This window comes from Acinetobacter sp. MF4640, assembly GCF_002018895.1.
GTDB classification, from domain to species: Bacteria; Pseudomonadota; Gammaproteobacteria; order Pseudomonadales; family Moraxellaceae; genus Acinetobacter; species Acinetobacter johnsonii.
On sequence record NZ_MVOM01000005.1, the window covers coordinates 84245 to 108082 of the forward strand.

General features: G+C 41.8%; 22 protein-coding genes, 4 tRNA genes and 1 pseudogene. 12 read left to right on the plus strand and 15 right to left on the minus strand.

Annotation, left to right across the window (positions count from 1 at the left end; all coding sequences use genetic code 11):
* Positions 1–90: 90 nt before the first annotated feature.
* Genes trpC through MF4640_RS02810 form a run of 3 tightly spaced genes read right to left on the minus strand, consistent with a single transcriptional unit; the run spans position 91 to position 2561 of the window.
* Positions 91–897: an indole-3-glycerol phosphate synthase TrpC gene (gene trpC / locus MF4640_RS02800; protein ID WP_062034010.1), complete on the minus strand. Its 807-nt coding sequence runs from the start codon at positions 895–897 to the stop codon at positions 91–93.
* A 16-nt stretch (positions 898–913) separates the two neighbouring features.
* A complete protein-coding gene (trpD, locus tag MF4640_RS02805; RefSeq protein WP_005400478.1) occupies positions 914–1960 on the minus strand; it encodes an anthranilate phosphoribosyltransferase in 1047 nt (348 codons plus the stop codon).
* 16 nt (positions 1961–1976) lie between these two features.
* Positions 1977–2561, minus strand: a complete 585-nt coding sequence (locus MF4640_RS02810; protein WP_005400479.1) for an anthranilate synthase component II — start codon at positions 2559–2561, stop codon at positions 1977–1979.
* Between the two features lie 843 nt (positions 2562–3404).
* Here MF4640_RS02810 and glnA point away from each other — a divergent pair.
* The 6 genes and pseudogenes from glnA (at position 3405) to MF4640_RS02840 (ending at position 8300) form a co-directional block, all read left to right on the plus strand.
* Positions 3405–4820 (plus strand): type I glutamate--ammonia ligase, encoded by a 1416-nt coding sequence (gene glnA / locus MF4640_RS02815; RefSeq protein ID WP_005400480.1) that lies wholly within the window; start codon positions 3405–3407, stop codon positions 4818–4820.
* An 89-nt stretch (positions 4821–4909) separates the two neighbouring features.
* The gene (locus MF4640_RS02820; protein WP_078388621.1) at positions 4910–5185 is read left to right on the plus strand and encodes a hypothetical protein; all 276 of its coding nucleotides are present in this window, start codon (positions 4910–4912) and stop codon (positions 5183–5185) included.
* A gap of 87 nt (positions 5186–5272) precedes the next feature.
* Positions 5273–5758 (plus strand): chorismate--pyruvate lyase family protein, encoded by a 486-nt coding sequence (locus MF4640_RS02825; RefSeq protein ID WP_078388622.1) that lies wholly within the window; start codon positions 5273–5275, stop codon positions 5756–5758.
* Positions 5755–6636: a 4-hydroxybenzoate octaprenyltransferase gene (gene ubiA / locus MF4640_RS02830; protein ID WP_078388623.1), complete on the plus strand. Its 882-nt coding sequence runs from the start codon at positions 5755–5757 to the stop codon at positions 6634–6636. The genes MF4640_RS02825 and ubiA overlap by 4 nt, the downstream gene beginning before the upstream one ends.
* A gap of 107 nt (positions 6637–6743) precedes the next feature.
* Positions 6744–7970, plus strand: a pseudogene (locus MF4640_RS02835) (alpha/beta hydrolase family protein).
* Positions 7971–8069: 99 nt separating this feature from the next.
* The gene (locus MF4640_RS02840) at positions 8070–8300 is read left to right on the plus strand and encodes a hypothetical protein (protein WP_078388624.1); all 231 of its coding nucleotides are present in this window, start codon (positions 8070–8072) and stop codon (positions 8298–8300) included.
* Position 8301: 1 nt separating this feature from the next.
* Here MF4640_RS02840 and MF4640_RS02845 read toward each other — a convergent pair whose 3' ends face one another.
* The 8 genes from MF4640_RS02845 to MF4640_RS02880 all read right to left on the minus strand — a co-directional run bounded on the left by MF4640_RS02845 (position 8302) and on the right by MF4640_RS02880 (position 12311).
* Complete coding sequence (locus tag MF4640_RS02845) at positions 8302–8766, minus strand: DUF2726 domain-containing protein (protein ID WP_078388635.1); 465 nt, start codon at positions 8764–8766, stop codon at positions 8302–8304.
* Between the two features lie 56 nt (positions 8767–8822).
* Positions 8823–8898, minus strand: a tRNA-Asn gene (locus MF4640_RS02850).
* Positions 8899–9178: 280 nt separating this feature from the next.
* A tRNA-Asn gene (locus MF4640_RS02855) sits at positions 9179–9254 on the minus strand.
* A 196-nt stretch (positions 9255–9450) separates the two neighbouring features.
* A tRNA-Asn gene (locus MF4640_RS02860) sits at positions 9451–9526 on the minus strand.
* Between the two features lie 4 nt (positions 9527–9530).
* A tRNA-Asn gene (locus MF4640_RS02865) sits at positions 9531–9606 on the minus strand.
* 144 nt (positions 9607–9750) lie between these two features.
* The gene (locus tag MF4640_RS02870) at positions 9751–10377 is read right to left on the minus strand and encodes a superoxide dismutase (protein WP_058870028.1); all 627 of its coding nucleotides are present in this window, start codon (positions 10375–10377) and stop codon (positions 9751–9753) included.
* 209 nt (positions 10378–10586) lie between these two features.
* Entirely contained in the window at positions 10587–11207 is a 621-nt protein-coding gene (locus MF4640_RS02875; RefSeq protein WP_078388625.1) for a superoxide dismutase, read from the minus strand.
* 345 nt (positions 11208–11552) lie between these two features.
* Positions 11553–12311 (minus strand): Nif3-like dinuclear metal center hexameric protein, encoded by a 759-nt coding sequence (locus MF4640_RS02880; RefSeq protein WP_078388626.1) that lies wholly within the window; start codon positions 12309–12311, stop codon positions 11553–11555.
* A gap of 168 nt (positions 12312–12479) precedes the next feature.
* Here MF4640_RS02880 and MF4640_RS02885 point away from each other — a divergent pair, with 168 nt between their 5' ends.
* Positions 12480–13661: a S1C family serine protease gene (locus MF4640_RS02885; protein ID WP_004695766.1), complete on the plus strand. Its 1182-nt coding sequence runs from the start codon at positions 12480–12482 to the stop codon at positions 13659–13661.
* 70 nt (positions 13662–13731) lie between these two features.
* Here the strand turns inward: MF4640_RS02885 and MF4640_RS02890 are convergent, their stop codons facing one another.
* The 4 genes from MF4640_RS02890 to MF4640_RS02905 all read right to left on the minus strand — a co-directional run bounded on the left by MF4640_RS02890 (position 13732) and on the right by MF4640_RS02905 (position 18294).
* A complete protein-coding gene (locus tag MF4640_RS02890; protein ID WP_004695767.1) occupies positions 13732–14055 on the minus strand; it encodes a hypothetical protein in 324 nt (107 codons plus the stop codon).
* 261 nt (positions 14056–14316) lie between these two features.
* Positions 14317–15279, minus strand: a complete 963-nt coding sequence (locus MF4640_RS02895; protein ID WP_078388627.1) for a Tim44 domain-containing protein — start codon at positions 15277–15279, stop codon at positions 14317–14319.
* Positions 15280–15397: 118 nt separating this feature from the next.
* Positions 15398–16789 (minus strand): DNA repair protein RadA, encoded by a 1392-nt coding sequence (radA, locus tag MF4640_RS02900; RefSeq protein WP_004695771.1) that lies wholly within the window; start codon positions 16787–16789, stop codon positions 15398–15400.
* 143 nt (positions 16790–16932) lie between these two features.
* Complete coding sequence (locus MF4640_RS02905) at positions 16933–18294, minus strand: alanine/glycine:cation symporter family protein (RefSeq protein WP_004695773.1); 1362 nt, start codon at positions 18292–18294, stop codon at positions 16933–16935.
* Positions 18295–18625: 331 nt separating this feature from the next.
* Between MF4640_RS02905 and MF4640_RS02910 the strand changes: the two genes are divergently transcribed.
* The 5 genes from MF4640_RS02910 (at position 18626) to MF4640_RS02930 (ending at position 23586) form a co-directional block, all read left to right on the plus strand.
* Entirely contained in the window at positions 18626–20029 is a 1404-nt protein-coding gene (locus MF4640_RS02910; RefSeq protein WP_004695775.1) for an amino acid permease, read from the plus strand.
* Between the two features lie 133 nt (positions 20030–20162).
* Positions 20163–20387 carry a hypothetical protein gene (locus MF4640_RS02915; protein WP_004982578.1) on the plus strand — a complete coding sequence of 75 codons (225 nt, stop codon included), beginning with the start codon at positions 20163–20165 and terminating at the stop codon, positions 20385–20387.
* Positions 20388–20419: 32 nt separating this feature from the next.
* Entirely contained in the window at positions 20420–21670 is a 1251-nt protein-coding gene (lysA, locus tag MF4640_RS02920) for a diaminopimelate decarboxylase (RefSeq protein WP_078388628.1), read from the plus strand.
* 6 nt (positions 21671–21676) lie between these two features.
* Positions 21677–22522 (plus strand): diaminopimelate epimerase, encoded by an 846-nt coding sequence (gene dapF / locus MF4640_RS02925; RefSeq protein WP_078388629.1) that lies wholly within the window; start codon positions 21677–21679, stop codon positions 22520–22522.
* A gap of 152 nt (positions 22523–22674) precedes the next feature.
* A complete protein-coding gene (locus MF4640_RS02930; RefSeq protein WP_062033935.1) occupies positions 22675–23586 on the plus strand; it encodes a tyrosine recombinase XerC in 912 nt (303 codons plus the stop codon).
* Positions 23587–23838 lie beyond the last annotated feature (252 nt).

The following is a 23838-nucleotide window of genomic DNA, read 5'->3' on the forward strand; positions in this document are numbered from 1 at the left end:
GTTACTGTTTAACGAGATCTTCAACGGCTTTTTGAAAGAACATATCACAAAGTATTCAGGGCAAGGGCATGCCTTACCCTGAATATGCCATTAAAGTGATTTAGGTGTTCCAAACAGCTCAGTAAAGGCGTGGTCTGGACGCGGCTGCTTCATAAAACTTTCACCGACCAAGAAAGCATGAATGTCATGCTCTTGCATCATTGCAACATCCGCTGGGGTCGCAATGCCGCTTTCAGTCACCAGTAGACGAGATGGTTCAAGCAGTTTTTTCAGTCGAATCGAGGTGTTTAAGTCCACATCAAAGGTTTTTAAATTGCGGTTATTGACACCCAATACGCAACGCTCAGATAGACGTAAAGCACGTTCAAGTTCTGCTTCATCGTGTACTTCAACCAAGACATCTAAATTCTGCTCAAAAGCCGTTTTCGACATTTCTTCGAGTTGCTGATCGGACAAGCATGCCACAATCAGAAGAATACAGTCCGCATGTAAAGCACGTGCTTCAATCACCCCATAAGGGTCAATCAGAAAGTCTTTACGTAATGCAGGCAGGGCACAGTGAGAACGTGCAATTTGAATATTTTCATCGGCACCTTGGAAAAAATCGACATCGGTTAAAACCGATAAACATGCTGCACCTGCGGCTTCATATTGCTGCGCGATTTCAGCAGGATCAAAGTTTTCACGAATAATGCCTTTAGATGGTGATGCTTTCTTAATTTCAGCAATTACACCCGGTTGTTTGCTCAGTAAAGACTTTGCAAAACCACGTACAGGAGTTGCCTCAAGTGCCCATTCTTCAACATCTTTATAGCTACGTTGTTTGAGGCGTGCAGCAAACTCTTCCTGCTTGCGATCCACAATTTTGCCTAAAATCGTATTTGCGATATCTACCATGACAAAGTCCTGTCTATCAAGCGTCGTATTGTTTAAGGGTTTTGCTGAATTCAGCAAGGATGCTCATCTTTTCTAAGGCTTGTCCGCCGTAGATGATGTCATGTGCTAAAGCCACGCCTTGTTTATAGCTAGTACAAAGTCCAGAGACATACAGACCAGCACCTGCATTTAAAGCAATCATGTTGGCTGCTTTTTCGCCTTTATCGGATTTATTTTTGCCTAAGGCATCTTTGATTAAGCTTAAACTTTCAGCAGAATCTTGAATGATTAAACCTGTTAAAGTTTGCGATTCGATTCCGACATCTTCAGGTTGAATTTCCCACTCGGTGACTTCGCCATTTTTAAGTTCAGCCACATAAGTGCTTGATGCAAGGCTAATTTCATCTAAACCATCTTTAGAATGAACCACCATGACATGTTCTGCGCCCAGTTGTTTCATCACTTCTGCAATAGGACGGCACAATTCAGTCGAAAACACCCCAATCACTAGACGTTTTACTCCAGCCGGATTCGTAAGCGGGCCAAGTAAATTAAAAATACTGCGAATGCCTAATTCACGACGTGGGCCAACCGCATACTTCATCGCTTTGTGATGATTCGGGGCAAACAAGAAACCGACACCCATTTCGCGAATACAGCGTTCAGTTTGTTGCATGTTTAAGTCAAGTTGGATGCCTGCTTGTTCTAACAGGTCCGAGGAACCCGATTTGGTTGAAACACCACGGTTACCATGTTTAGCAATGGTTGCACCTGCCGCAGCAATCACAAAAGCAGACGCAGTCGAGACGTTAAATAAGTTCTGACCGTCACCACCTGTACCGACGATATCGACTAAATAAGGCACATCACTGACATCAATTTTGATGGCAAACTCGCGCATGACACGAGCTGCTGCGGTAATTTCATCAATACTTTCACCTTTTAAGCGAAGACCCATCATCAGTGCACCAATTTGGGCATCTGTTGCTTCACCATTCATGATGGTACGCATGACGTCTTCCATTTGCGGCTGCGTCAACTCAATATTTTTAGTGATGTTATTTAAAGCTTGTTGCATATTCATTTTTCACTGCACTCATTTATGCGTAAATTTCTAAAAAGTTCTTAAAGATTTGATGGCCATGCTGACTCAAGATTGATTCAGGGTGAAATTGCACGCCTTCAACGGCAAGCGTCTTATGCTTTACACCCATGATTTCTTCAATTGAGCCATCTGCTTCATTGGTCCAGCAAGTCACTTCTAAGCATTCAGGCAAGCTTTCTTGATCAATCACCAGTGAGTGATAACGCGTTGCTGAAAACGGAGAAGGGAGGTTGCTAAAAATGCCTTTATTCGAGTGGTGCATGTCAGACAAACGCCCATGCATCACTTTTTTGGCACGAATGATTTCACCGCCAAATGCTTGACCAATAGCCTGATGTCCTAAGCACACCCCTAATAATGGAATTTTTCCAGCAAAATGCTGAATGGCTGGAATAGAAATTCCTGCTTCCGAAGGTGAGCATGGACCAGGGCCAATCACAAGATACTTAGGTTGCCATCGCTCAATATCTTCCAATGTCACGGCATCATTACGTACTACTTTTACTTCTTGATTTAACTCGCCAAAATACTGGACGATGTTGTAGGTAAAAGAGTCATAGTTGTCGATCATTAAAAGCATGAGCTTAACCTATTGAAATTTATGCACATAAATGTGCTTGAAGAGTCCTATGGTATTCGTGCGTTTACATTATAAAGCTATAAGTAAATTATTTTTCTCATTCAATGACTTGAATGGAGGCACAAAACCGAAATTATCATAGCAAAAAATACACAGCTAGGGCGCGACATTTTTTTGTGGGTCTAAAAATTACAATGGGTTTTGTTACTAACTGATATAGAGTTTATGAATATCTCAGATTCAAATCCTAACGAGAAGCCTCGTGGACTATGTATAAATGTCATGAAGCATGCATATTCAATGAATATAAAAAGAATATCTTCTGATGTTGTGAGCCAAAAACTCCCCTAATGTCACCAAAACAGAGCATATTTTTTTGCTTGCTCACATCTGAGATGTCGGCTTTATATTTAGTTTGAAAGGAGAGGTTTTTTGTTTTTTAAAAATCAAATAAAAACAGTTGATTACGCTGCTTATATTTGATTTCAGGTATATCGCTCGCCGTGATATGAGGTGTGGAAGTCAAATCAAGACGAAAATAACAGCTTAAAAAGTGCTCTAATTTATAAAAAACGGGTGTAAATCGACCCGTAATATTTAAAAATGCACCATTATGATCCACACTCAAAATCTTTTAGATTAAATGTGAAGAAGCGTGCTTGAATATGGTGCATTTACTTTTTAGCTCAGTATAATAGAGCCAAAGCAAACAGCTTAAAACTGTTATTCTGATAATGAATTCAATATTTTAGCTAAGCTTTTTAAAGTTGGTACGGTAATTGCTTTAGAACAACCAACTACTAACACGCACTAAAGAGTGCAACAAAAATTCATCGGAGCAAAATGAGCATGGCGAACAAGGTCCTACAACTCATCCAAGAAAGTGGCGCAAAATGGGTCGATTTCCGTTTTACGGATACTAAGGGTAAAGAACAACACGTAACTTACCCAGCAGATACTATCGACGAAGATACTTTTGAAGACGGTAAAATGTTTGATGGTTCTTCTATTGCTGGTTGGAAAGGCATTGAAGCATCTGACATGATCTTACGTCCAGATGCTGCAACTGGTTTTATCGACCCGTTCTTCGCTGAGCCGACAGTAGTTGTTACTTGTGACGTTATTGAGCCATCAACAGGTCAAGGTTATGACCGTGACCCGCGTTCGATTGCTCGCCGTGCTGAAGAATACCTAAAATCGACAGGTATTGGTGATACTGCATTCTTTGGTCCAGAACCAGAATTCTTCGTATTTGACGAAGTAAAATGGGAAATTGATATGTCTGGCGCGCGCCATACATTGATTGCTGAAGAAGCTGCTTGGTCAACAAACAAAGACTACGAAGGCGGAAACTCTGGTCACCGTCCACGTGTTAAAGGCGGTTACTTCCCAGTTCCTCCAGTTGACTCTTCACATGACATGCGTGCTGATATGTGTGCGCGTATTGAAGACATCATGGGCCCAGGTCGTGTAGAAGTACATCACCACGAAGTTGCATCTTGCCAATTAGAAATTGGTGTAAGCTTCAACACAATGGTTCGTAAAGCTGACGAAGTACAACAGTTCAAATATGCGGTTTGGAACGTTGCGCACCAATATGCAAAAACTGCGACTTTCATGCCTAAGCCAATGGTTGGTGATAACGGTTCTGGTATGCACGTTCATATGTCAATCTCTAAAGATGGCAAGAACTTGTTTGCTGGTGATGAATACGCTGGTTTGTCAGAAATGGCGCTTTACTTCATTGGTGGTGTAATCAAACACGCTCGTGCATTGAACGCAATTACGAACCCATCTACAAACTCGTACAAGCGTTTAGTTCCGCACTTCGAAGCACCGATTATGTTGGCTTACTCAGCACGTAACCGTTCTGCTTCTATCCGTATTCCTTACGTTTCTAGCCCGAAAGGCAAACGTATCGAAGCTCGTTTCCCAGATCCAATGATGAACCCGTACTTAGGTTTCGCTGCATTGTTAATGGCGGGTCTTGACGGTATCCAAAACAAGATTCACCCAGGTGAAGCAGCTGATAAAAACTTATACGACCTTCCTCCTGAAGAAGAAGCGAAAATCCCTACAGTTGCGCACAGCCTAGATATGGCTCTTGAAGCGCTTCAAGCGGATCACGAGTTCCTTCTTAAAGGTGGTGTATTCACTAAAGAAATGCTTGATGCATATATCGAACTTAAAACTGAAGAAGTGCGTCGTTTGAACACGACAACTCACCCAGTTGAATTTGATATGTACTACAGCTTGTAATTCTGAACTGAATTTCGCTGCAAAAAACCCGCGCTAGCCGCGGGTTTTTTTGTATCATCTGTTTAACTTGAAAAAAATTGATGAGAGCAATGGCACAGCGTAAGAAGCACACCAGTTTTTATCCTTGGATTGACCCTAAAGATCACGACAAAGGTTTTAAGCTAAATTTTTCGATGGTGATTTATATCGAAGTTGGTCGCACCCCTGAAGGCTACAAGCAGGCAGAATTTGTTGCATTGAAAAGCCCTGAGTTAGCACTGGATTATGATTATCCTCAAAGTTTTTACTTGAGTGCTGAAGGTTTTATTTTGGTAAAAACTCCGCAGGGTAAATTTGAAACCATTGCAAAAACAGATAATTGCTAAAGATTGATCTTAGAATTGAATCAATGACATTCTGCATAACTCAAAAAGCGTTTAAGCGCACAGTAAATCAATGGTACAGGTAGGCTTATGCAGCAGATTCCAGCTGAACTGAAAACATGGTTATATGCTTCAGGTTCACTTACTCAGCAACTGAAGGATTTGGCTGATGGAACATTTAGGGTTCAACCAACCAAAGAGCATTTTCAGCGTCTTCAGTTTATCGATGCAAAATGGATGGGCATGCCGTTTCAGCATACGTCATGGGTACGAGAAAGTTTTTTATATGGTAGTGATGTAGAGCCTTGGGTTAAAGCCAAAAGCATTTTCCCGATTTTAAGTTTGCAAGGCCGTGCACGGCTTTTTAAACATATTGGTAAAAAACCGATTGGCTGGTTCTTGTTTCAGCGCACCAATCCAGCATGTGAACGTCGTGTGATTTGGCTAGAAGATGGCTGGACTAGACAGAGCTGTTATACTTGGCACGGCTGCAAGTTTATTGTTCAAGAAACTTTTTTAGCGAGTTTTGAGCAATTTTTGCAAAAGCAGAATTCAGCATCTGAAGGACAGTCATGACAACTGCGCATCAAATTACTTGGCGTGAACGTTTAGAAGCCTATTATTATTTATGTCGTTTTGATAAGCCTGTTGGCACAGAATTGGTATTCTGGCCCACCATGTGGGCACTGTGGATTGCAGCAGAGGGCATACCGCCAATTGGTATTCTGATTCCGATGGTACTTGGCACGATATTTATGCGTGCGGCTGGGTGTGCAATTAATGATTTTGCTGATCGTAAGGTCGATGCGCATGTAGAGCGCACGAAAACAAGGCCTTTAGCAACAGGGATTATCACGGCCAAAGAAGCCATTTATGTGTTTCTAGCTCTAGTCTTTGCTAGTGCTTGTATGTTGTTGTTTCTACCGATTGAAACGTTTTATTGTGCTTTAGGTGGGCTTGTTCTCGCATTTATATATCCTTTCATGAAGCGCTATACCCATTTGCCTCAGGTTGTTTTAGGCATGGCTTTTTCGTGGGGAATTCCGATGTCATTTACGGCTATGGGTAAACCATTAGATTTAACCTGTTGGTTGCTGTATTTCGGCAATCTGGCTTGGACTGTGGCATACGATACTCAATATGCGATTACCGACCGTGAATATGATTTAAAAATTGGGGTGAAGTCGACAGCCATTTTATTCGGTCGTTTTGATATTCAAATCATTGCACTTTTACAGGCGATGAGTGTCGTTTTGATCGGTACGGCGCTTTACCTTGAAAATTTATTGATGCCATTGGGTCTAATCGCATTGCTTGTAGTCGTGGCTGATTTTATTTATCAATGGTCAAAAACCAAAGACAGAGATCCACAGCGTTGTTTTTGGGCATTCCGTCACAATCGTTGGGTGGGATTGATTGTTTTTGCTGGAATCTTTTTAGAATTAATTATTTAAATTTATATATTGGTTGAAAAAGCGTCCTGTACAGGGCGCTTTTTTATGTCTTAATAAAACGGCATGTAGTTTCATGCTTAAAAAAACAACGAATAAAAGGATATTTTATGAAACGCTCGAAAATAGCATTAGCCCTTACAGTTGCCGTTTCAATGCTGTCTTTAACTGCTTGTAATGACGATGATGATTCGCCCGCTTCAAATCAAAAAACAGACCTATGTTTCTGAAAGTACCTATTCAGAAGACACATTAACCACTGCAGCTTCTATTAAGGTAATGACGTATAACATGGAAAATGTTCAAGGTCAGACCGCTAAAGCAACGGCGCTGGTGATGTTCCCTAAAGTAGCACCACCTACAGATGGTTATCGCGTAGTGGTTTGGGAGCATGGAACGGTTGGAGGCGGAGATGATTGTGCGCCAAGTAAAAATGTGATTCATCCACGCTTTAAAATTTTAGCGAATACATTATTGGCTGCAGGCTATGTCATTGTTGCTCCAGATTATGAAGGCCTAGGTACATCAGGTGTACATCCTTATTTGAATTTATCTAGTGCTGCAAACTCAGCAATTGCGGCCGTTAAGGCCGTAAAAGAGCATTATGGCACCCAGTTAAATGGGGCATGGATGTCGATTGGTCAATCACAAGGTGGGCATGCATCATTGGGTACAGCCGAGTTTGCTAATACAGATACGACTTATAAAGGAGCTGTGGCTGGTGCACCTGCATCCAGTTTAGGACAAATTATTCAAATTTATCTCGATCCACAATATAATCTTGACGCAAATGGTCAACCTAAACCAATGGGCGTACAGGCGATGATGGTGCATGTTTAGGTTATCCAGCACCGAATAGTGCAAATGGCTTACAAGAACAATTTAAAGCGGGTGTTGTTGAGTTTCTGGCAGATCCGACACACTGGACTTCTCAGTATGGTGTTGATTTAAATAAAATTAAAACAGATCCAGTGGTTCAGAAGTTCTTGGCGGATAATCAACCAGCAACCAATGCCACTGCTGCGAAAGTCATTAAAACCCCTGTATTTATTATTCAAGGTGCGAATGATCAAGCGGTACTGCCTGATATGACGAAACTGTTATATGCGAATATGAAAGCAAAAGCGACCACATACTTCCCGCAAAATGGATATGCTGATGGTTATAAACTAACTATTGTACCGAAGGCGACGCATACGCAGGCAATCGTATGTCAAAATAAGGAGGCTGTGGATTTTATTCAGACCTATATGTCTGCGGGTACGGGTATTGTACTAACTGATGCACAAAAAGATGCCAGCACCAATGAAAATTGTACAGGTATAGCACCGACATAAAATTAACCATTTAAACTGAAGACAGAGCCTCATGGTTGAGGTTCTTTTTTTGTTATAGTATTGGCCCATCAAAATCTAGATATTGGAAATAGGCTGGCTATGACGAAATCAACTAAAAAACTAACGTCGAAAGTGATGTTTTTGGCGAGTCTTGGTATTGTGATTCCATTGCTTATTTTAGGAATTGCTTTTTTAGCGGTAAAAAGCGATGCAAAAAACCAAGCGGAATATCAGCGTATTAAAGAAGAACAACAGCAGCGTATTCAAGAAAAGTTGGCTGCCGAAAAGCAATTCACACAGCAGGAAGCGAGCAGTGCGGTCTCAAAATAATTCAAGCACGCATTGCAGGTGTGATACCAATGTGTTTGTGCAGTTGGCGAATGCTTGGAATTTCAGTAAAACGCAGAACGATGTAACCTGCTTCATTGAGCATGGCATCACGTTCTGCATCTTCTTGTTCCTTGCCGATATGGGAAGGATCATCAAGTTCAATAATCACCACGACTGCTAATTGTTCATCTAATAAAACGAAATCGGTGACTTTACGGTTAAATTTGGCCCGCATTTTATAGTGATCACTGGTAATCAGTGAACTAAATGAAACTTGAGCTAGAACATGATGGCGTGGAAAGGCTTCTTTTAAGCGAATAAACATTTTACGTTCAAACGGCGTAATGACGTGTTTGGCATAAAACTTTTGTTTACGGCGAAACAGGTCAGGGTAGACCATCATCACTAACGTAATAGTGGCGAGGCAGCCGATGATAAAAAAGATGATTTGACTAAGATCGAACACTATATTTTCTTGTGCAAAGAAAAAACCCACTCAAATGGAGTGGGTTTTTAGAATTTTGGCTCTCCAACCTGGGCTCGAACCAGGGACCTGCGGATTAACAGTCCGTCGCTCTACCGACTGAGCTATTGGAGAATCTGCACGCATTCTATGTGGCAAAGCTCAAAGGGTCAAGTCTTTGGCCTGATATTTTTATATAATTTGCTTTAAATGATTTAAAAATAAACGGTTTAGCTTTTATTGGTGCGATTTGATTCAGCCACACACTTTTCATGAAGATGTTTTGGGGGAGTCAAGATGAGGAGGGCCTGTATGGAGAGCTGCTTTGGAGTGATTTTGGTTTTACTTATTAGGTGAATATCATCTATATGGATAGAAAAAAGCCCAAGTCATAATGCTTGGACTTTTTAAAATTTGGCTCTCCAACCTGGGCTCGAACCAGGGACCTGCGGATTAACAGTCCGTCGCTCTACCGACTGAGCTATTGGAGAATCTGAAATGCAGTATAGAGAAAATTACACATCGGTCAAGTTACAATTCTAAAAAAAGTCGAATTTTAGATTAAATGTTTTTTTTATAAACAATTTGATATGTCATAGCTGTATACCAGAATGGTATATGTTTGTGGATCAGAATAATGAGCGATAAAAAAAGCCCAAGTCACGATGCTTGGGCTTTTTAGAATCTTGGCTCTTCCACCTGGGCTCGAACCAGGGACCTGCGGATTAACAGTCCGTCGCTCTACCGACTGAGCTATGGAAGAATAGTGGCTCTCCAACCTGGGCTCGAACCAGGGACCTGCGGATTAACAGTCCGTCGCTCTACCGACTGAGCTATTGGAGAATCTGATGCGCATTTTAGGGAGGAAAGGAAAATGGGTCAAGCAAAAAATATTGAGAAATGAATTGTTTGCTTTATAAATATGCGTTTAGGCAGCAAAAACAAAAAAACCGCTCAAAAAGAGCGGTTTTTTAAACAAGACGAATCTTATTTTTCAACGCCAGCAGCTTGACCTGCATATTTCGCGTTTGCATAATCCCAGTTTACAAGGCTTTCAAGGAAAGTTTTGATGTAAACAGGACGCGCATTACGGAAGTCGATGTAGTAAGCATGTTCCCAAACGTCAATGGTTAACACTGCAACTTTACCGTGTGCAAGTGGAGTGTCTGCATTTGAAGTTTTAAGAATAGAAAGGTTGCCATTTACTTCGTCAGCAACTAACCAAGCCCAACCTGAACCGAATTGAGTTGTTGCAGCAGCAGCAAATTCTTCAGCGAATTTTTCGTAAGAACCGAACGCTTCATCAATTTTAGCAGCTAAAGCACCTGTTGCTTTACCACCACCGTTTTTAGCCATACAGTTCCAGTAGAATGTGTGGTTCCAAACTTGTGCTGCGTTATTGAAGATACCTGCTTTAGCTGCATCACCAGCAGAAGCTGTGATGATTTCTTCTAAAGTTTTGCCTTCAAGGTCAGTACCCTTGATTAGGTTGTTTAGGTTAACAACATAAGTATTATGGTGTTTGTCGTGGTGGAATTCTAAAGTTTCTTTGCTGATGTGCGGAGCAAGATCTTCGTAGCCATATGGAAGTGCAGGTAAAGTAATGGTTGTCATGTTTCATTCCTTGCAGATTTGCTGGGTTTTACTTTAAGTGCATTTATTGTAAATGATTCTATAGACAATAGGGCAGTCTTTTAATACACAAAATATGCAAAAAACTTCGCAAGGAGACATATACGATACACAAGATATCGTTAGAGCCTTTCGTACAGAATATATTCATTTTAAAAGACTCTAAGCTCTAGATGGATTGAGGTGGTTGATTAATTTTTAGCTTGTAACGCAGTATGGTAACGTCGATTTACTTCATCCCAATCGACCACATTATAAAAGGCATTAATATATTCAGGACGGCGGTTTTGGTATTTTAGATAATACGCATGTTCCCATACATCTAAACCGAGAATAGGGGTATGACCGTGCATCAGTGGGGAATCCTGATTTGCACTGCTTTCAACAATCAGGTTGCGTTCAGGTGTCACGCTCAGCCATGCCCAACCACTGCCAAAACGGCTAATCGCGGCTTTGGTAAATGCATCTTTAAAAGCATCAAAACTACCGAGTTGCTCATCAATAGCCTTTGCCACAGCTCCAGTCGGTTGGCCACCACCTTGTGGACTCATGACCGTCCAAAACAGTGAGTGGTTGGCATGACCACCTGCATTATTGATCACCATATTTTTAAGATCAGTAGGGACTTCATTGACTTTGGCAACCAAATCTTCCACAGACAGTTTCTCCCATTCTGTGCCTGCAATCGCGCCATTAATGTTATTGATGTAGGTTTGATGATGTTTACTGTGGTGAATTTCCATCGTTTTCGCATCAATATTGGGTTCGAGTGCATCATAGGCATATGGAAGAGCGGGTAAAGAATAAGCCATGTGTTTGATTCCTTTAATCATCAAAATTGTTTTATTGGGATTTTTTAAAGCAGTTTCATTATCTACTTAAAAGTTAATGAGAATCAATATGTTTATTATTTGCAATTTTAAGGTAGAAGATAACAAGTTTTATTGTTCATATTGGGTTGGAAGTTCAGTATGTATAACAAAGATCAAATGCAAAGCGTTTTTGAACTGATGCTATGTTTTGATTTAAAAAGATGAAAGACTAGGAATAATATTTTAGAAAGTAATAATTTGCTTAAATGGAGGTAATGTCGGATGCCATGCGATGTAAGCGCATTGAAAGGACTGGGATGAAAGAGGTCTCATCCCAGTGATTGCTTAGATTGGGTTGTTTAACTCGAAATAAACATATTCAATATTAAATTGTTCTGAAATGGCTTGACCTAATCGCTGCACGCCATAGCGTTCAGTCGCATGATGTCCGCAAGCAAAATAATGTACGCCTAATTCTTTAGCTTCATAGAAGGTACGTTCACTGACTTCGCCTGAAATATAGGCATCACATCCTTGTTCTGCGGCTTTTACAATAAAATCTTGTGCACCACCGGTACAAAAACCGACTTTTTCAATCATGGTCTTGTCCGCAGGAAGATGGGTGACATCAAACTTTAATTTCTCAGACACAAACTTTTTAAACTCTTCCACAGGCATAGGCTGGTTTAAATAACCAATATTGCCAATAGGATGACGCTCAGATGGGTCAAGCGCCTCAATACGTTCTAGTTCGAGCAAATCTGCAATAGCTGCATTATTTCCAAGACTCGGATGGCTGTCGAGGGGGAGGTGATATGCCAACAAAGAAATGTCATGTTGAATCAGACTCTTGATCCGTTTACCACGCATACCTGTGATGGGGTAGGCTTCACCTTTCCAAAAATAACCATGATGCACTAGTAAAAGATCCGCATTTTCTCGGATCGCGGCATCTATGGCATCTTGCGATGCTGTCACCGCAGCTAAAATTTTACGTACTTCGGTCTTTCCTTCAATTTGAAGGCCATTCGGTGCATAGTCCTTAAACTCAGGTGATTTGAGGGTTTGATCACACCACTGAATAATGTCTTGTAATTTTGCCATATCGACTTAAAAACTCTTTTAAATTGATTACATCGGAACCTATTGTTTATTGTAACTAAAGCATGACAAAACTCTTGCTTATTTTTGTGCTTCGGCTTGAATTTCGCTTTACAATAGGCATAAATTACATAGTCATCAATGAATTAAAACATTTTAGAGGGTGAAATCGTGCGCAGGACCTTTTCCTGGTTACCTTGGGTATTACTCATTTTAGTCATTGCTGGATTTTTTGCTTGGCAGCAGTATCAAAAGCCAAAAGCGCCTGTGGCGTCCGATGGTATTAAGATGCCTGCTGAAAAGGTTGAACCTTTAATTAACACCACGCGTACCGGTGGGGTAGTTTCTTATAGCGCTGCCGTGAAAGTGGCTGCACCAGCAGTAGTAAATATTTTTACCACGCAAAAAGTCAAACAACTTGACCATCCATTACTCAATGATCCTGCGTTCCGTGAATTTTTTGGCAATCAAATTCCAGATCAGTTTAGCCAAAATAAAAATGAAAACAGTTTGGGTTCAGGTGTGATTGTTCGCCCTGATGGTTATATTTTGACGAATAATCATGTGATTGCTCAAGCCGATCAAATTGTTGTGGCATTACAAGATGGCCGTCGTGCAGTGGCTAAAGTGATTGGTACCGACCCCGATACCGATTTGGCTGTGATTAAAATTGAGCTGGCAAATCTGCCTGTTTTACCCTTTAAGCTCAGTGGCAACGAAGTGGGTGATGTGGTCTTGGCCATTGGCAACCCATTTGGCGTAGGTCAAACCGTTACGCAGGGTATTATCTCTGCTACAGGACGCTCTGACCTGGGCATTAACACTTATGAAGACTTCATTCAAACTGATGCTGCAATTAATCCTGGTAATTCTGGTGGTGCTTTGATTGATGTGGCGGGGAATTTGATTGGGGTTAATACTGCGATTTTCTCTCAGTCAGGTGGGTCTTTAGGTATTGGTTTTGCCATTCCTGCAAGAATTTGCCAACAAGTACTGAACTCTATTCTTAAAGACGGTCGTGTGGTACGTGGTTGGCTAGGTATTAGTTTATTGCCTGTTGAACAAGTCAATATCTTAGAGCCTAAAGGGCCAGGTGTGGTTGTCGCGGACGTGTTAAAAACGGGACCTGCTGCAAAAGCTGGTTTAAAGAAAGGCGACAAGATTGTGAAAGTGAATGATGAAGTGATTGCTTCAACCTCACATTTGATTAATTTTGTGGCTCTACAACCGCCAAATAGCACCATTCAGATTTCACTTGAGCGCGATGGCAAACCTTTAGATGTTGCTGTGGTTGTTGGGGAAAGAAAAGAGCAAAATCAGGACTCTCAATTTATCCCATTACCAGAACGTTAATCATTATTTAAAAATATTAAACCCTGATTATTCAGGGTTTTTTATTGCTTAGAATTTTATGATTGAGAAATTATCGTGGGGGCCAATTTGCACAAGGATTAGGGAGTAAGCTATGAATTTCTCCAAGCTCTTCATCGGCCAGTTTACCATCCTTATTTTTATCTAGATATTTAAATAATTTAAAATTTTTATCTTTAGCTTGGAAGCGTTTGTCATCGGGCCAAGGAAGCGGGTCAAAATCTTTAACGCTTAAAAATTCTTTTAACTCGAAGGTTTTATTTTTATTTAGATCATAGGTCTTATGAAACTGTTCCCAATTTAAGGAGGCTGGCTCGCAGGCGAGACTATGGGAGCTGATAAATAGTGAAATGCAAAGCATGGTTAAATTTTTCATATTTTCTTTCTCAGTAACATTATTTACAGAGTGTTCAAAATGCGAAACTATTTGTGATATGGCTATAGCCTAAGCGCAAAATAGAATTCTGAATATGAATACTATAATTTATTAGGTAAGGAAATTTATTGAAATAGGTGTTCAGTTTTTGTGGATGCTATTTTGTATTGAAAAGTTGTATAGCGATTTATCCGTAATTTAATTGTTGAATCTGCACAATAAAAAACAGCGACCGAAGTCGCTGTTTTTTATCTTTAGAGATTAAGCTTCTTGCTGGATACCCGCAACGAGCCAGTCTTGGGTAGAACCCGCAGGTTTTACAAAGTGCCAAACTTCAGCAAAAGGTTGCGGTAAGCTGTTGAGGTCTTCACTTACTGTACCAGTAAAACGTACGCTAACCACGTATTGGCCATTTTCTGTCGCAAAGTCTGCAACCATCGCATTCAGGTTTGAAAACTCAGCTACATCTTGATCTTGGTTTGCCATAATGTCTTGATACATAGACTGGTAAAGATCAGGTGTCAAGTAACGCTGAATTTCAGAAATGTTACTTGCCGTGTTCATCGACTGAATATGATTGAAACGTTGACGAGCAATACGTAAGAAAGCCGCAGGTTCTGTACCGTCTGGAAGCTGACTACCACTATTGGTATAGGCAGCGCCAAAAGGTGCATTGTTTTGTGGTGTAGCAGCTGAACCACCTACAGACTGACCAAAAATATTGCTGTTGTCATTTGATGTACGTGGTGCAGCTTGTTGGCCAAACGGTGCTTGAGTTGAACCATTGTTTGGCGCGTATGGATTAGGTGCTACTTTTTTTTTTGCGCCCATTTTACGGAAAATGAAGAAGGCAACAGCAGCGGCAAGAAGAATCCAAATCCAGCTCGGAATACCACCTTTTTCTTCCTGTGCTTGCGCTTGAGAAGCAGAGTTGTCATCTGCCAATGCATTTGCAGCTACAGCTCCAATTGCAGCACCCGCTACACCAGCCGCAACCATACCACCGACGCCTGGACCAGATTTAGCTGGAGCTGTAGCGGGCGCGGTAGGTTGTTGAGCTGGAGTTGCTTGACGAGGTTGTTGATAAGACTGAGTTGGTGCAGCTTGACGGCTCATGCCGTGGCTTTTACCACCACCTGCACGTTTAGCTTCTGCGGCTAAGGGTGCAACTAAAAGAGCCGCTGTTAAAAAACCAGCAATCAAACCACGCTGTCGAACTTCCATCAAATTTTCCTACTCTATAAAAAATAAATTTTAACTCTACCTTTATGCAGTCTTTCATCCTAAATTTCAATAAAAAACGTGTTTATTTTATGAGAAATCCAATTGAATGGAATTTAGCTTAGTTGAGTTCGTCACTTAAGCTCATGGCTTCAGTGAGTGCCTCATGTAAGCGCGCCACAGCGATGACCTTCACCCCAGCAATGTCTTTTTGCGGTGCGTTGCCTCGCGGTAGAATAATGTATTTAAAACCATGTTTAATGGCTTCTTTTAAGCGTTCCTGTCCATTGGGGACTGGGCGAATTTCTCCAGAGAGTCCTACCTCGCCAAAAACAGCCAATTGTTGTGGTAGTGCTTTACCTCGCAGGCTAGAGGCACAGGCCAATAGGACGGCCAAGTCAGAGCCTGTTTCCGTGATTTTTAAACCACCGACAACGTTGACATAGACATCTTGTCCAGATGTTTGCACGCCACCATGGCGATGCATTACCGCCAAGAGCATATTTAAACGGTTTTGTTCTAAACCTAAGGCGACTCGGCGCGGTTGACCATGTGCATCATCAACCAAAGCTTGAACCTCAACCAACAGAGGACGTGTGCCTTCACGGCTGATCATCACGATTGAGCCTGCAATGGCTTCATCATAACGACTTAGGAAAATGGCTGAAGGATTCGCCACTTCTCTTAATCCTTTATCAGTCATGCCAAAAACCCCGAGTTCATTGACTGCACCAAAACGATTTTTAACGGCACGAATCATCCGATAACGTGAGTCGGACTGACCTTCAAAGTACAGAACACAGTCTACCATATGTTCAAGCACACGCGGGCCAGCCAGTGCACCTTCTTTGGTGACGTGTCCGACAATGAACAAGGCTGTACCACTATTTTTAGCAAAACGTGTCAGTAAAGCTGCGGACTCGCGAATTTGAGAAACACCGCCTGGCGCTGACTGGAGTGTTTCGGTATATAGGGTTTGAATGGAATCTAAAATTGCCACGGCGGGACGCTCGTGGGCAAGCATTTCACATATCCGCTCAACACAGGTTTCTGCCATGACTTTGAGTTTATCTGTAGGCAGATCAAGACGATTTGCACGTAAAGCCACTTGAGAGAGTGATTCTTCACCTGTGACATACAATGCCGCACTGTTGGCCGCGGCCATATGCGTTGCCGTTTGCAATAAAATGGTCGATTTCCCGATGCCCGGATCACCGCCAATCAGCACCACGGAACCCGTGACGAGACCACCGCCAAGCACACGATCAAACTCACCAATTCCTGTAGCCAGTCGAGTCTCATGTGAAACTGAAATTTGATTTAAGGTGCTAATAGCAGCAGCTTGACCTGCATAGCCGCCCCCCATTTTGGGCTGCGCACGATGTGTGACTGCAGGTGCAATATTGACTTCAACTAGACTATTCCATTCTCCACATTCAGAACATTGACCCGCCCATTTTGAATGGTCAGCGCCACATTGTTCACAGCGGTAAACACTTTTTGCTTTTGCCATGCTTTATTTGATGCACTATTTAGAGTATTCGATGGTTCAACAGCATACAGAGGATTTGATTTGAAATGAATGCTCTGAATCAAAAAGCCACCCGAAGGTGGCTTAACGATTGCAGATTTTAAAAACTTGCTTTGAAAATAACCTTAGTACAACTCACCTGATTTACGCTTTTCGACAAAATCACGTGACTCTTTCACAATCACCGTCGACAGCAATAACAAAGCAATTAAGTTTGGAACCGCCATTAAACCATTAAAGGTATCGGCAAATAGCCAGACTAAATCAAGAGATGCCACGCAACCAATAAAGACTGATGCGATGTAAATGAGACGGTACAACAGAACATACTTTTCACCGAGTAAATATGTACAGCATTTTTCGCCGTAATAGCACCAACCTAAAATGGTGGAATAAGCGAAGAACACAATACCAAAAGTTACGATCCAGCCTCCGACACCCGGCAGTAATTGGTTAAAAGTATGGGTGGTTAATACCGCGCCTGTTTCGCCACCAAAACTATTGCCCGCCATAATAAAGCCCATGACCAAAACGATCCCTGTGATACTACAGACGATAATGGTATCGATAAACGTACCTGTCATTGAGACTAAGCCTTGACGCGCAGGGTGGTCGGTTTTTGCAGCAGCTGCGGCGATCGGCGCCGAACCCATACCAGCTTCATTTGAGAAGACGCCACGAGCGACACCGTAACGAATGACAGCACCAATTGCGCCACCTGCTACCGCTTCACCAGTAAAGGCATCACGGAAGATCAGTTCAAGTGCAGGCATGACGAGTTCAAGATGGTTGAAGATAATAATGAGGCCACCGAGGACATAGCCAATCGCCATAATCGGCACGATGAAAGAAGCAGCTTTAGAAATCGATTTAATCCCGCCTAAAATAACCAAAGCGGAGAATACCGTAATGACGATACCTGTGATCCATGTTGCAACTCCCGTACTGTTTTCAACAGCGAGCGCAACTGTGTTGGATTGCACTGAACTGCCAATCCCAAAAGACGCCAAGGTGCCAAATAGTGCAAAAATCAGGGCTAACCACTTCCATTTTAGGCCGCGTTCAATGTAGTACATTGGACCGCCAGACATTTCACCTTTTTCATTTTTGATTCGGTATTTAACTGCCAGTACGCCTTCACCATATTTGGTTGCCATACCGAACAGTGCTGTCATCCACATCCAAAACACCGCACCTGGGCCACCAAGGACACAAGCGGTTGCAACACCGGCGATATTACCCGTACCAATGGTGGCAGAGAGTGCCGTCATGAGGGATGCAAAGTGGGAGATATCTCCTGCATGAGAATGTGCTTGGTCATGTTTGCCAAATACTTGTTTAAAGGCCAGAGGCAACATGCGGATTTGCCAGAAGAACAAGCGTAATGTGAGGAATATCCCTGTTCCGACAATGAGGACCAACATATAGGGTCCCCAGACCCAACCACTGATGGTTTCCATAAAAGTTTGTAAACTTTGTGTATTCATTTTTCTTTTAGTCCTCTATGTTTTAAAACTTGAAATTTCTAGAAAAATTTTGAGTTTTATTAAGCAATTGATATGCCACAGTCATGCTTCCTGCACGATTTTTTATTGATTTTTAGTCTTGTTGTATTTGTTACACGGAAATTTATTTTTGACAAGTGTTTTGCTGATTTTTTCAACAGGAACTTTCACGTGTCCTTTGTCGTATTAAATATAAGAAAAATTAATTAACTTTTCAAAAGATGTTGAAAATATAGATTAATACAATTTTATTTTTATTTTTTTGTACTTTTCGGGTAATTTTGGCGACTGGAAATAAAAGACGACATCAAGAATGAGTTTAGAAAATACAGAATCGACCTCTGAACAAGGCGATTTAAAACGGAGTTTATCCAACCGCCATTTACAACTCATTGCGATTGGCGGTGCGATTGGTACAGGTTTATTTATGGGGTCGGGGAAGACGATTAGTCTCGCTGGGCCATCTATTTTAATCATTTACATGATTATTGGTTTTATGGTGTTTTTGGTCATGCGCGCGCTTGGCGAATTACTGCTGTCTAACTTGAAGTACAAATCGTTTATCGATTTCTCTACCGATTTGATCGGACCGTGGGCAGGCTATTTCGTTGGTTGGACCTATTGGTTATGTTGGATCACGATTGGTATTGCGGACTTATCAGCCATTATTTATTACCTTCAGTTCTTTAATGGAGGTATGCCGTTCACACCTGGGGAAGGGGTGATGATCAGTGTTGCGGCCATTGTGTTCATCATGGGCTTGAACTTGGTCACGGTGAAACTGTTTGGTGAGCTGGAGTTCTGGTTTGCACTGATTAAGATTATTGCCATTGTGGTGTTGATTGCCGTTGGTTTATGGATGATCTTTACAGGGTTCACTTCAACAACGGGTGAAATTGCATCATTTAGTCATCTTTGGTCACATGGCGGAATGTTCCCAACAGGCGTGACGGGCTTCCTTGCTGGTTTCCAAATTGCGATCTTTGCCTTTGTAGGTGTAGAGCTAGTCGGTACCACGGCTGCTGAAACTAAAGACCCAGAAAAGAATTTGCCTAAAGCGGTGAACTCGATTCCAATTCGTATCATTGTTTTCTATGTGCTGTCTTTAGTGATTGTAATGTCTGTGACACCATGGAACGTGATTGATCCGGCGGTTTCGCCTTTTGTGAACTTGTTTAGTCAAGCGGGTATTGCAGCAGCAGCAATCATCATGAACTTGGTGGTATTGTCTTCTGTGATGTCATCAATGAATAGTGGTGTGTTTTCAACGTCGCGTATGTTGTTTGGTTTGTCTCGTGAAGATCAAGGGCCAAAAGCATTTGGCCACTTAAACAAGCGTGCTGTTCCTGCAAATGCATTGTACTTTTCAGCAATTTGTTTACTGTTAGGTGCTGCACTACAGTACTTTGTACCAAATACTGTTGAAGCCTTTACTTTGGCAACTACACTGTCGACGATTTTGTTTATCTGCGTCTGGATTATGATTATCTGGAGCTACATTGTGTATTACAAAACACGTCCAGAGTTACATGCAAAATCGACTTTTAAACTACCGGGTGGTCTATTTACTTGTTGGTTTGTGATTGTTTTCTTTATTGGTGTGATCTATGTGTTATCACTAGAAGCCGATACCATGAAAGCTTTAATGGTGAGTCCGATTTGGTTCATCATTTTGATTATTGGTTATTTTGGTTTCTACAAACCGAAACATAAATAATCGATACCATTTAAAAAAACGCCAGTCTTTAACTGGCGTTTTTTTTTAACTCACTATAATCTTTAGCGCTTAGTGGTTTGGTCATGCATGTTGATCAGGTTATACTTCTTCAAAATATCAAATAGGTGATCAGATGCGTTCTGTCATTTGCTGCATCAGTGTCTTGGTGATGAGTACTGCATTCGTCGGTTGTGGTCAGTCTGGTACATTACATATGCCAAATGATCCAAACTATGACAAGCGAGCGAAATATTTGCTTTATAAAGATGCAGCATCTAAGCCGTCTGCACAAAAGGAAGATACAGCGCCCGTTAAGCAAGAGTTTGCTGCACCTTCAGTTGAAACCAATCAGCCTTAATACCTTAAACGCTTCATAGAAAGGATACATTCATGAGTTTTACCCGCAATCATGGGGTTTTGCACGCTGAGCAATGCTCGCTGCAACAGCTTGCGCAGCAATTTGGTACACCACTGTATGTTTATTCAAAAGCGACTTTTGAAAAACACTTTACAGAGATGGATCGTGCTTTTGACTTTATCGATCATCAAATTTGTTTTGCGGTTAAGTCAAACTCAAACATTGCGGTATTGAATGTCCTTGCAAAGCTCGGTGCGGGTTTTGATATTGTGACGGGCGGAGAATTGGCTCGTGTACTAAAAGCGGGTGGCGATGCTTCTAAAATTGTCTTTTCGGGTTTAGGTAAAACTGAGATTGATGTTCAAAAAGCATTAGAAGTGGGTATTGCATGCTTCAATGTCGAGTCTCATGCAGAGCTGGATCGTATTCAAAAAGTTGCAGCGAAGCTCGGCAAAAAAGCACCCATTTCATTGCGTGTCAATCCAGATGTAGATGCGAAAACGCATCCTTATATTTCAACAGGTTTGAAAGAAAATAAATTTGGGATTCCGTCAGATACGGTGTTTGAAACCTATCAATATGCTGCAACGCTGCCGAATTTAGACATTATTGGTATCGACTGCCATATTGGTTCCCAACTGACTGAAACACAGCCTTTTGTGGATGCGCTAGATCGTGTGATTTTGATGATCGATCAGCTGAAAACCATGGGTATTCAGTTGAAACACATCGATATTGGTGGTGGTTTAGGCGTGACCTATAAAGATGAAGTGCCGCCTACCGTTTTTGAATATGCCAATGCAATGAAGCCCGCTTTAGAAAAACTGGGCTTGAAAGTGTATATGGAACCGGGACGCAGTATTTCGGCAAATGCAGGAGTACTCCTGACCAAAGTTGATTTACTCAAACCGACCATTCACCGTAACTTTGCGATTATTGATGCAGCCATGAACGACTTGATTCGTCCTGCACTGTATGAAGCATGGATGGATATTCAGCCCGTTACACCGCGCTCGGATGTCGAGGCAAAAGAATGGGATGTGGTTGGTGCGATTTGTGAAACAGGTGATTTCTTAGGTAAAGAGCGTGTGCTTGCACTCCAAGAAAATGACGTACTGGCTGTATTGGGTGCTGGCGCTTATGGTTTTGTCATGAGTTCAAATTACAACAGTCGCGGTCGCGCCGCTGAAGTGATGGTGGATGGTGAAAACGCACATTTGATTCGTGAGCGTGAAACCATTGAGTCGCTTTGGGACAAAGAACGTTTATTGCCTGAAGGATAATTCAAGATGTTATTAGAATTTACCAAAATGCATGGTCTAGGCAATGACTTTATGGTGGTCGATTTAATCAGTCAAAGAGCATTCCTTGATACTGTTACGATTCAGCGCTTGGCGGATCGCCATTTCGGCATCGGTTTTGATCAGTTATTGATTGTTGAGCCACCTGATTTACCCAATGTCGATTTCAAATACCGTATTTTTAATGCTGATGGTTCTGAAGTTGAACAATGTGGTAATGGCGTGCGCTGCTTTGCACGCTTTGTACATGAGCGTCAGCTCACGACAAAGACCAAGATTAAAGTGCAAACTAAGGCAGGGATTGTAGAACCCGAACTCGGTCAAAATGGCTGGGTACGCGTGAATATGGGCTATCCAAAATTCTTACCACAGGAAATTCCATTTATTGCGGATGCTCCTGAAGCTTTGTATGACATTGCTTTGGCGAACAATGAGCAATTGACTATTGATGTGGTGAATATGGGTAACCCTCATGCAGTTACTATCGTTCCTGACGTGATTACAGCTGATGTTGCACGTCTGGGCCCTCAGGTTGAATCGCATGAGCGTTTTCCGCAGCGTGTGAATGCTGGGTTTATGCAAATCATTGATGAAAAGCATGCGCGCTTACGTGTGTTTGAACGCGGCGTAGGCGAAACCTTGGCCTGTGGAACAGGAGCTTGTGCGGCTGCGATTTCAGGTATGCGCCGTGGTTTACTCGATTCATCTGTTGAGATTGAATTGGCAGGTGGTAAGTTGCATATCGAATGGCGTGAAGGTGAAGTGGTTTGGATGACGGGACCAACCTCAAATGTCTACGAAGGACGTATCGATCTGAGTTACTATCAAAACTAAGTTTAGCGTCAAACAAGAAGCACTGATTCATCAGTGCTTTTTTATGAAAAATGAAATAGGCATATAAAGAGCTGAGACAGTGCTACTATGCAAAAGAAAATCAATCTTCCACAGAATAGAACTATAGAGGCTGACTTGTGACTTTTGAGCCGATGCAACTGCTCGCGATGTGGTTAAAACAACGAGAAATACAAAATCAGTCTGCCCATACTTTGCAGGCTTATGAACGAGATGTGTCTGATTTTCTGCTATTTTGCGAACAGAAAAAGCTTGAGTTGGGCGATGTTGAAGCCACTGATTTACGCGAATTTATTGCACAAAAAGTTGAACATCAACAGTTGAGCTCCAGTAGTTTACAGCGGATGTTATCTTCTATTCGTCAGTTTATGAAATGGGCTGAGCAGGGGCAACATTTGGCTTTTAATCCTGCCGATGACTTTCAACTCAAACGTAAACCTCGCCCTTTACCAGGGCTAGTGGACATTGAAACTATCAATCAAATTTTGGATCAGGCCTTGCCTGAGAAAGAAGTCGAACAGCAAATGTGGTATCGAGACAAAGCTTTGCTTGAGCTACTTTATGCCAGTGGATTACGCTTAGCGGAAGTGCAAGGCTTAAGAATTAAAGATATCGACTTTAACCGACAGTTACTGCGTATTACAGGTAAGGGGAATAAAACTCGGGTTGTACCTTTTGGTTCTAAAGCCAAAGATGCAGTAATGAAATGGCTGAGCATTTATCCGCTGTGGAATGGTGATTTTGTGCCCGATGCACAAGTTTTTATTACTCAAAAGGGCAATCCTTTGGGGATGCGCCAGATTGAAAATCGGGTCAAGTTTCAGGCACAGCGCGCAGGCGTAAATATCGATCTGCATCCGCATTTACTCCGTCATTGTTTTGCTAGTCACATGCTGTCAAACAGTGGTGACTTACGCGCAGTGCAGGAAATGTTAGGCCACAGTAACTTAAGTACCACCCAAATTTATACCCATGTCGATTTTGACAGACTGGCTCAAGTGTATGATCAGACGCATCCTCGAGCACAGCAAAAGGTGAAAACTTAGTTTATTCATACTTTAAAAATAGTGTCACATAATGCATGCACTATAGCGCTGTATTTTGGGTTAAGCGCCAAAAGTCAGAACAAACAGCGTAAACACATCAGTAGATAATTATGTACGCGCTAGGGTGTTTAGTCCCAGATTTTAATGGTGCAATATTCTCAGATAAATGGAAGGAAGCACTATGGGACAAGTTCTACACAGCAGCGCCACAACGACACAGGCAGTGCGTCGAGCAATACAAAATAGTCAAGA

Bases quoted from the DNA above. Each gene is read 5' to 3' on its own strand.
- trpC (WP_062034010.1), bottom strand. From the start codon at position 897: ATGGTAGATATCGCAAATACGATTTTAGGCAAAATTGTGGATCGCAAG.
- trpD (WP_005400478.1), bottom strand. From the start codon at position 1,960: ATGAATATGCAACAAGCTTTAAATAACATCACTAAAAATATTGAGTTG.
- MF4640_RS02810 (WP_005400479.1), bottom strand. From the start codon at position 2,561: ATGCTTTTAATGATCGACAACTATGACTCTTTTACCTACAACATCGTC.
- glnA (WP_005400480.1), top strand. From the start codon at position 3,405: ATGAGCATGGCGAACAAGGTCCTACAACTCATCCAAGAAAGTGGCGCA.
- MF4640_RS02820 (WP_078388621.1), top strand. From the start codon at position 4,910: ATGGCACAGCGTAAGAAGCACACCAGTTTTTATCCTTGGATTGACCCT.
- MF4640_RS02825 (WP_078388622.1), top strand. From the start codon at position 5,273: ATGCAGCAGATTCCAGCTGAACTGAAAACATGGTTATATGCTTCAGGT.
- ubiA (WP_078388623.1), top strand. From the start codon at position 5,755: ATGACAACTGCGCATCAAATTACTTGGCGTGAACGTTTAGAAGCCTAT.
- MF4640_RS02840 (WP_078388624.1), top strand. From the start codon at position 8,070: ATGACGAAATCAACTAAAAAACTAACGTCGAAAGTGATGTTTTTGGCG.
- MF4640_RS02870 (WP_058870028.1), bottom strand. From the start codon at position 10,377: ATGACAACCATTACTTTACCTGCACTTCCATATGGCTACGAAGATCTT.
- MF4640_RS02875 (WP_078388625.1), bottom strand. From the start codon at position 11,207: ATGGCTTATTCTTTACCCGCTCTTCCATATGCCTATGATGCACTCGAA.
- MF4640_RS02880 (WP_078388626.1), bottom strand. From the start codon at position 12,311: ATGGCAAAATTACAAGACATTATTCAGTGGTGTGATCAAACCCTCAAA.
- MF4640_RS02890 (WP_004695767.1), bottom strand. From the start codon at position 14,055: ATGAAAAATTTAACCATGCTTTGCATTTCACTATTTATCAGCTCCCAT.
- MF4640_RS02895 (WP_078388627.1), bottom strand. From the start codon at position 15,279: ATGGAAGTTCGACAGCGTGGTTTGATTGCTGGTTTTTTAACAGCGGCT.
- radA (WP_004695771.1), bottom strand. From the start codon at position 16,789: ATGGCAAAAGCAAAAAGTGTTTACCGCTGTGAACAATGTGGCGCTGAC.
- MF4640_RS02905 (WP_004695773.1), bottom strand. From the start codon at position 18,294: ATGAATACACAAAGTTTACAAACTTTTATGGAAACCATCAGTGGTTGG.
- MF4640_RS02910 (WP_004695775.1), top strand. From the start codon at position 18,626: ATGAGTTTAGAAAATACAGAATCGACCTCTGAACAAGGCGATTTAAAA.
- MF4640_RS02915 (WP_004982578.1), top strand. From the start codon at position 20,163: ATGCGTTCTGTCATTTGCTGCATCAGTGTCTTGGTGATGAGTACTGCA.
- lysA (WP_078388628.1), top strand. From the start codon at position 20,420: ATGAGTTTTACCCGCAATCATGGGGTTTTGCACGCTGAGCAATGCTCG.
- dapF (WP_078388629.1), top strand. From the start codon at position 21,677: ATGTTATTAGAATTTACCAAAATGCATGGTCTAGGCAATGACTTTATG.
- MF4640_RS02930 (WP_062033935.1), top strand. From the start codon at position 22,675: ATGCAACTGCTCGCGATGTGGTTAAAACAACGAGAAATACAAAATCAG.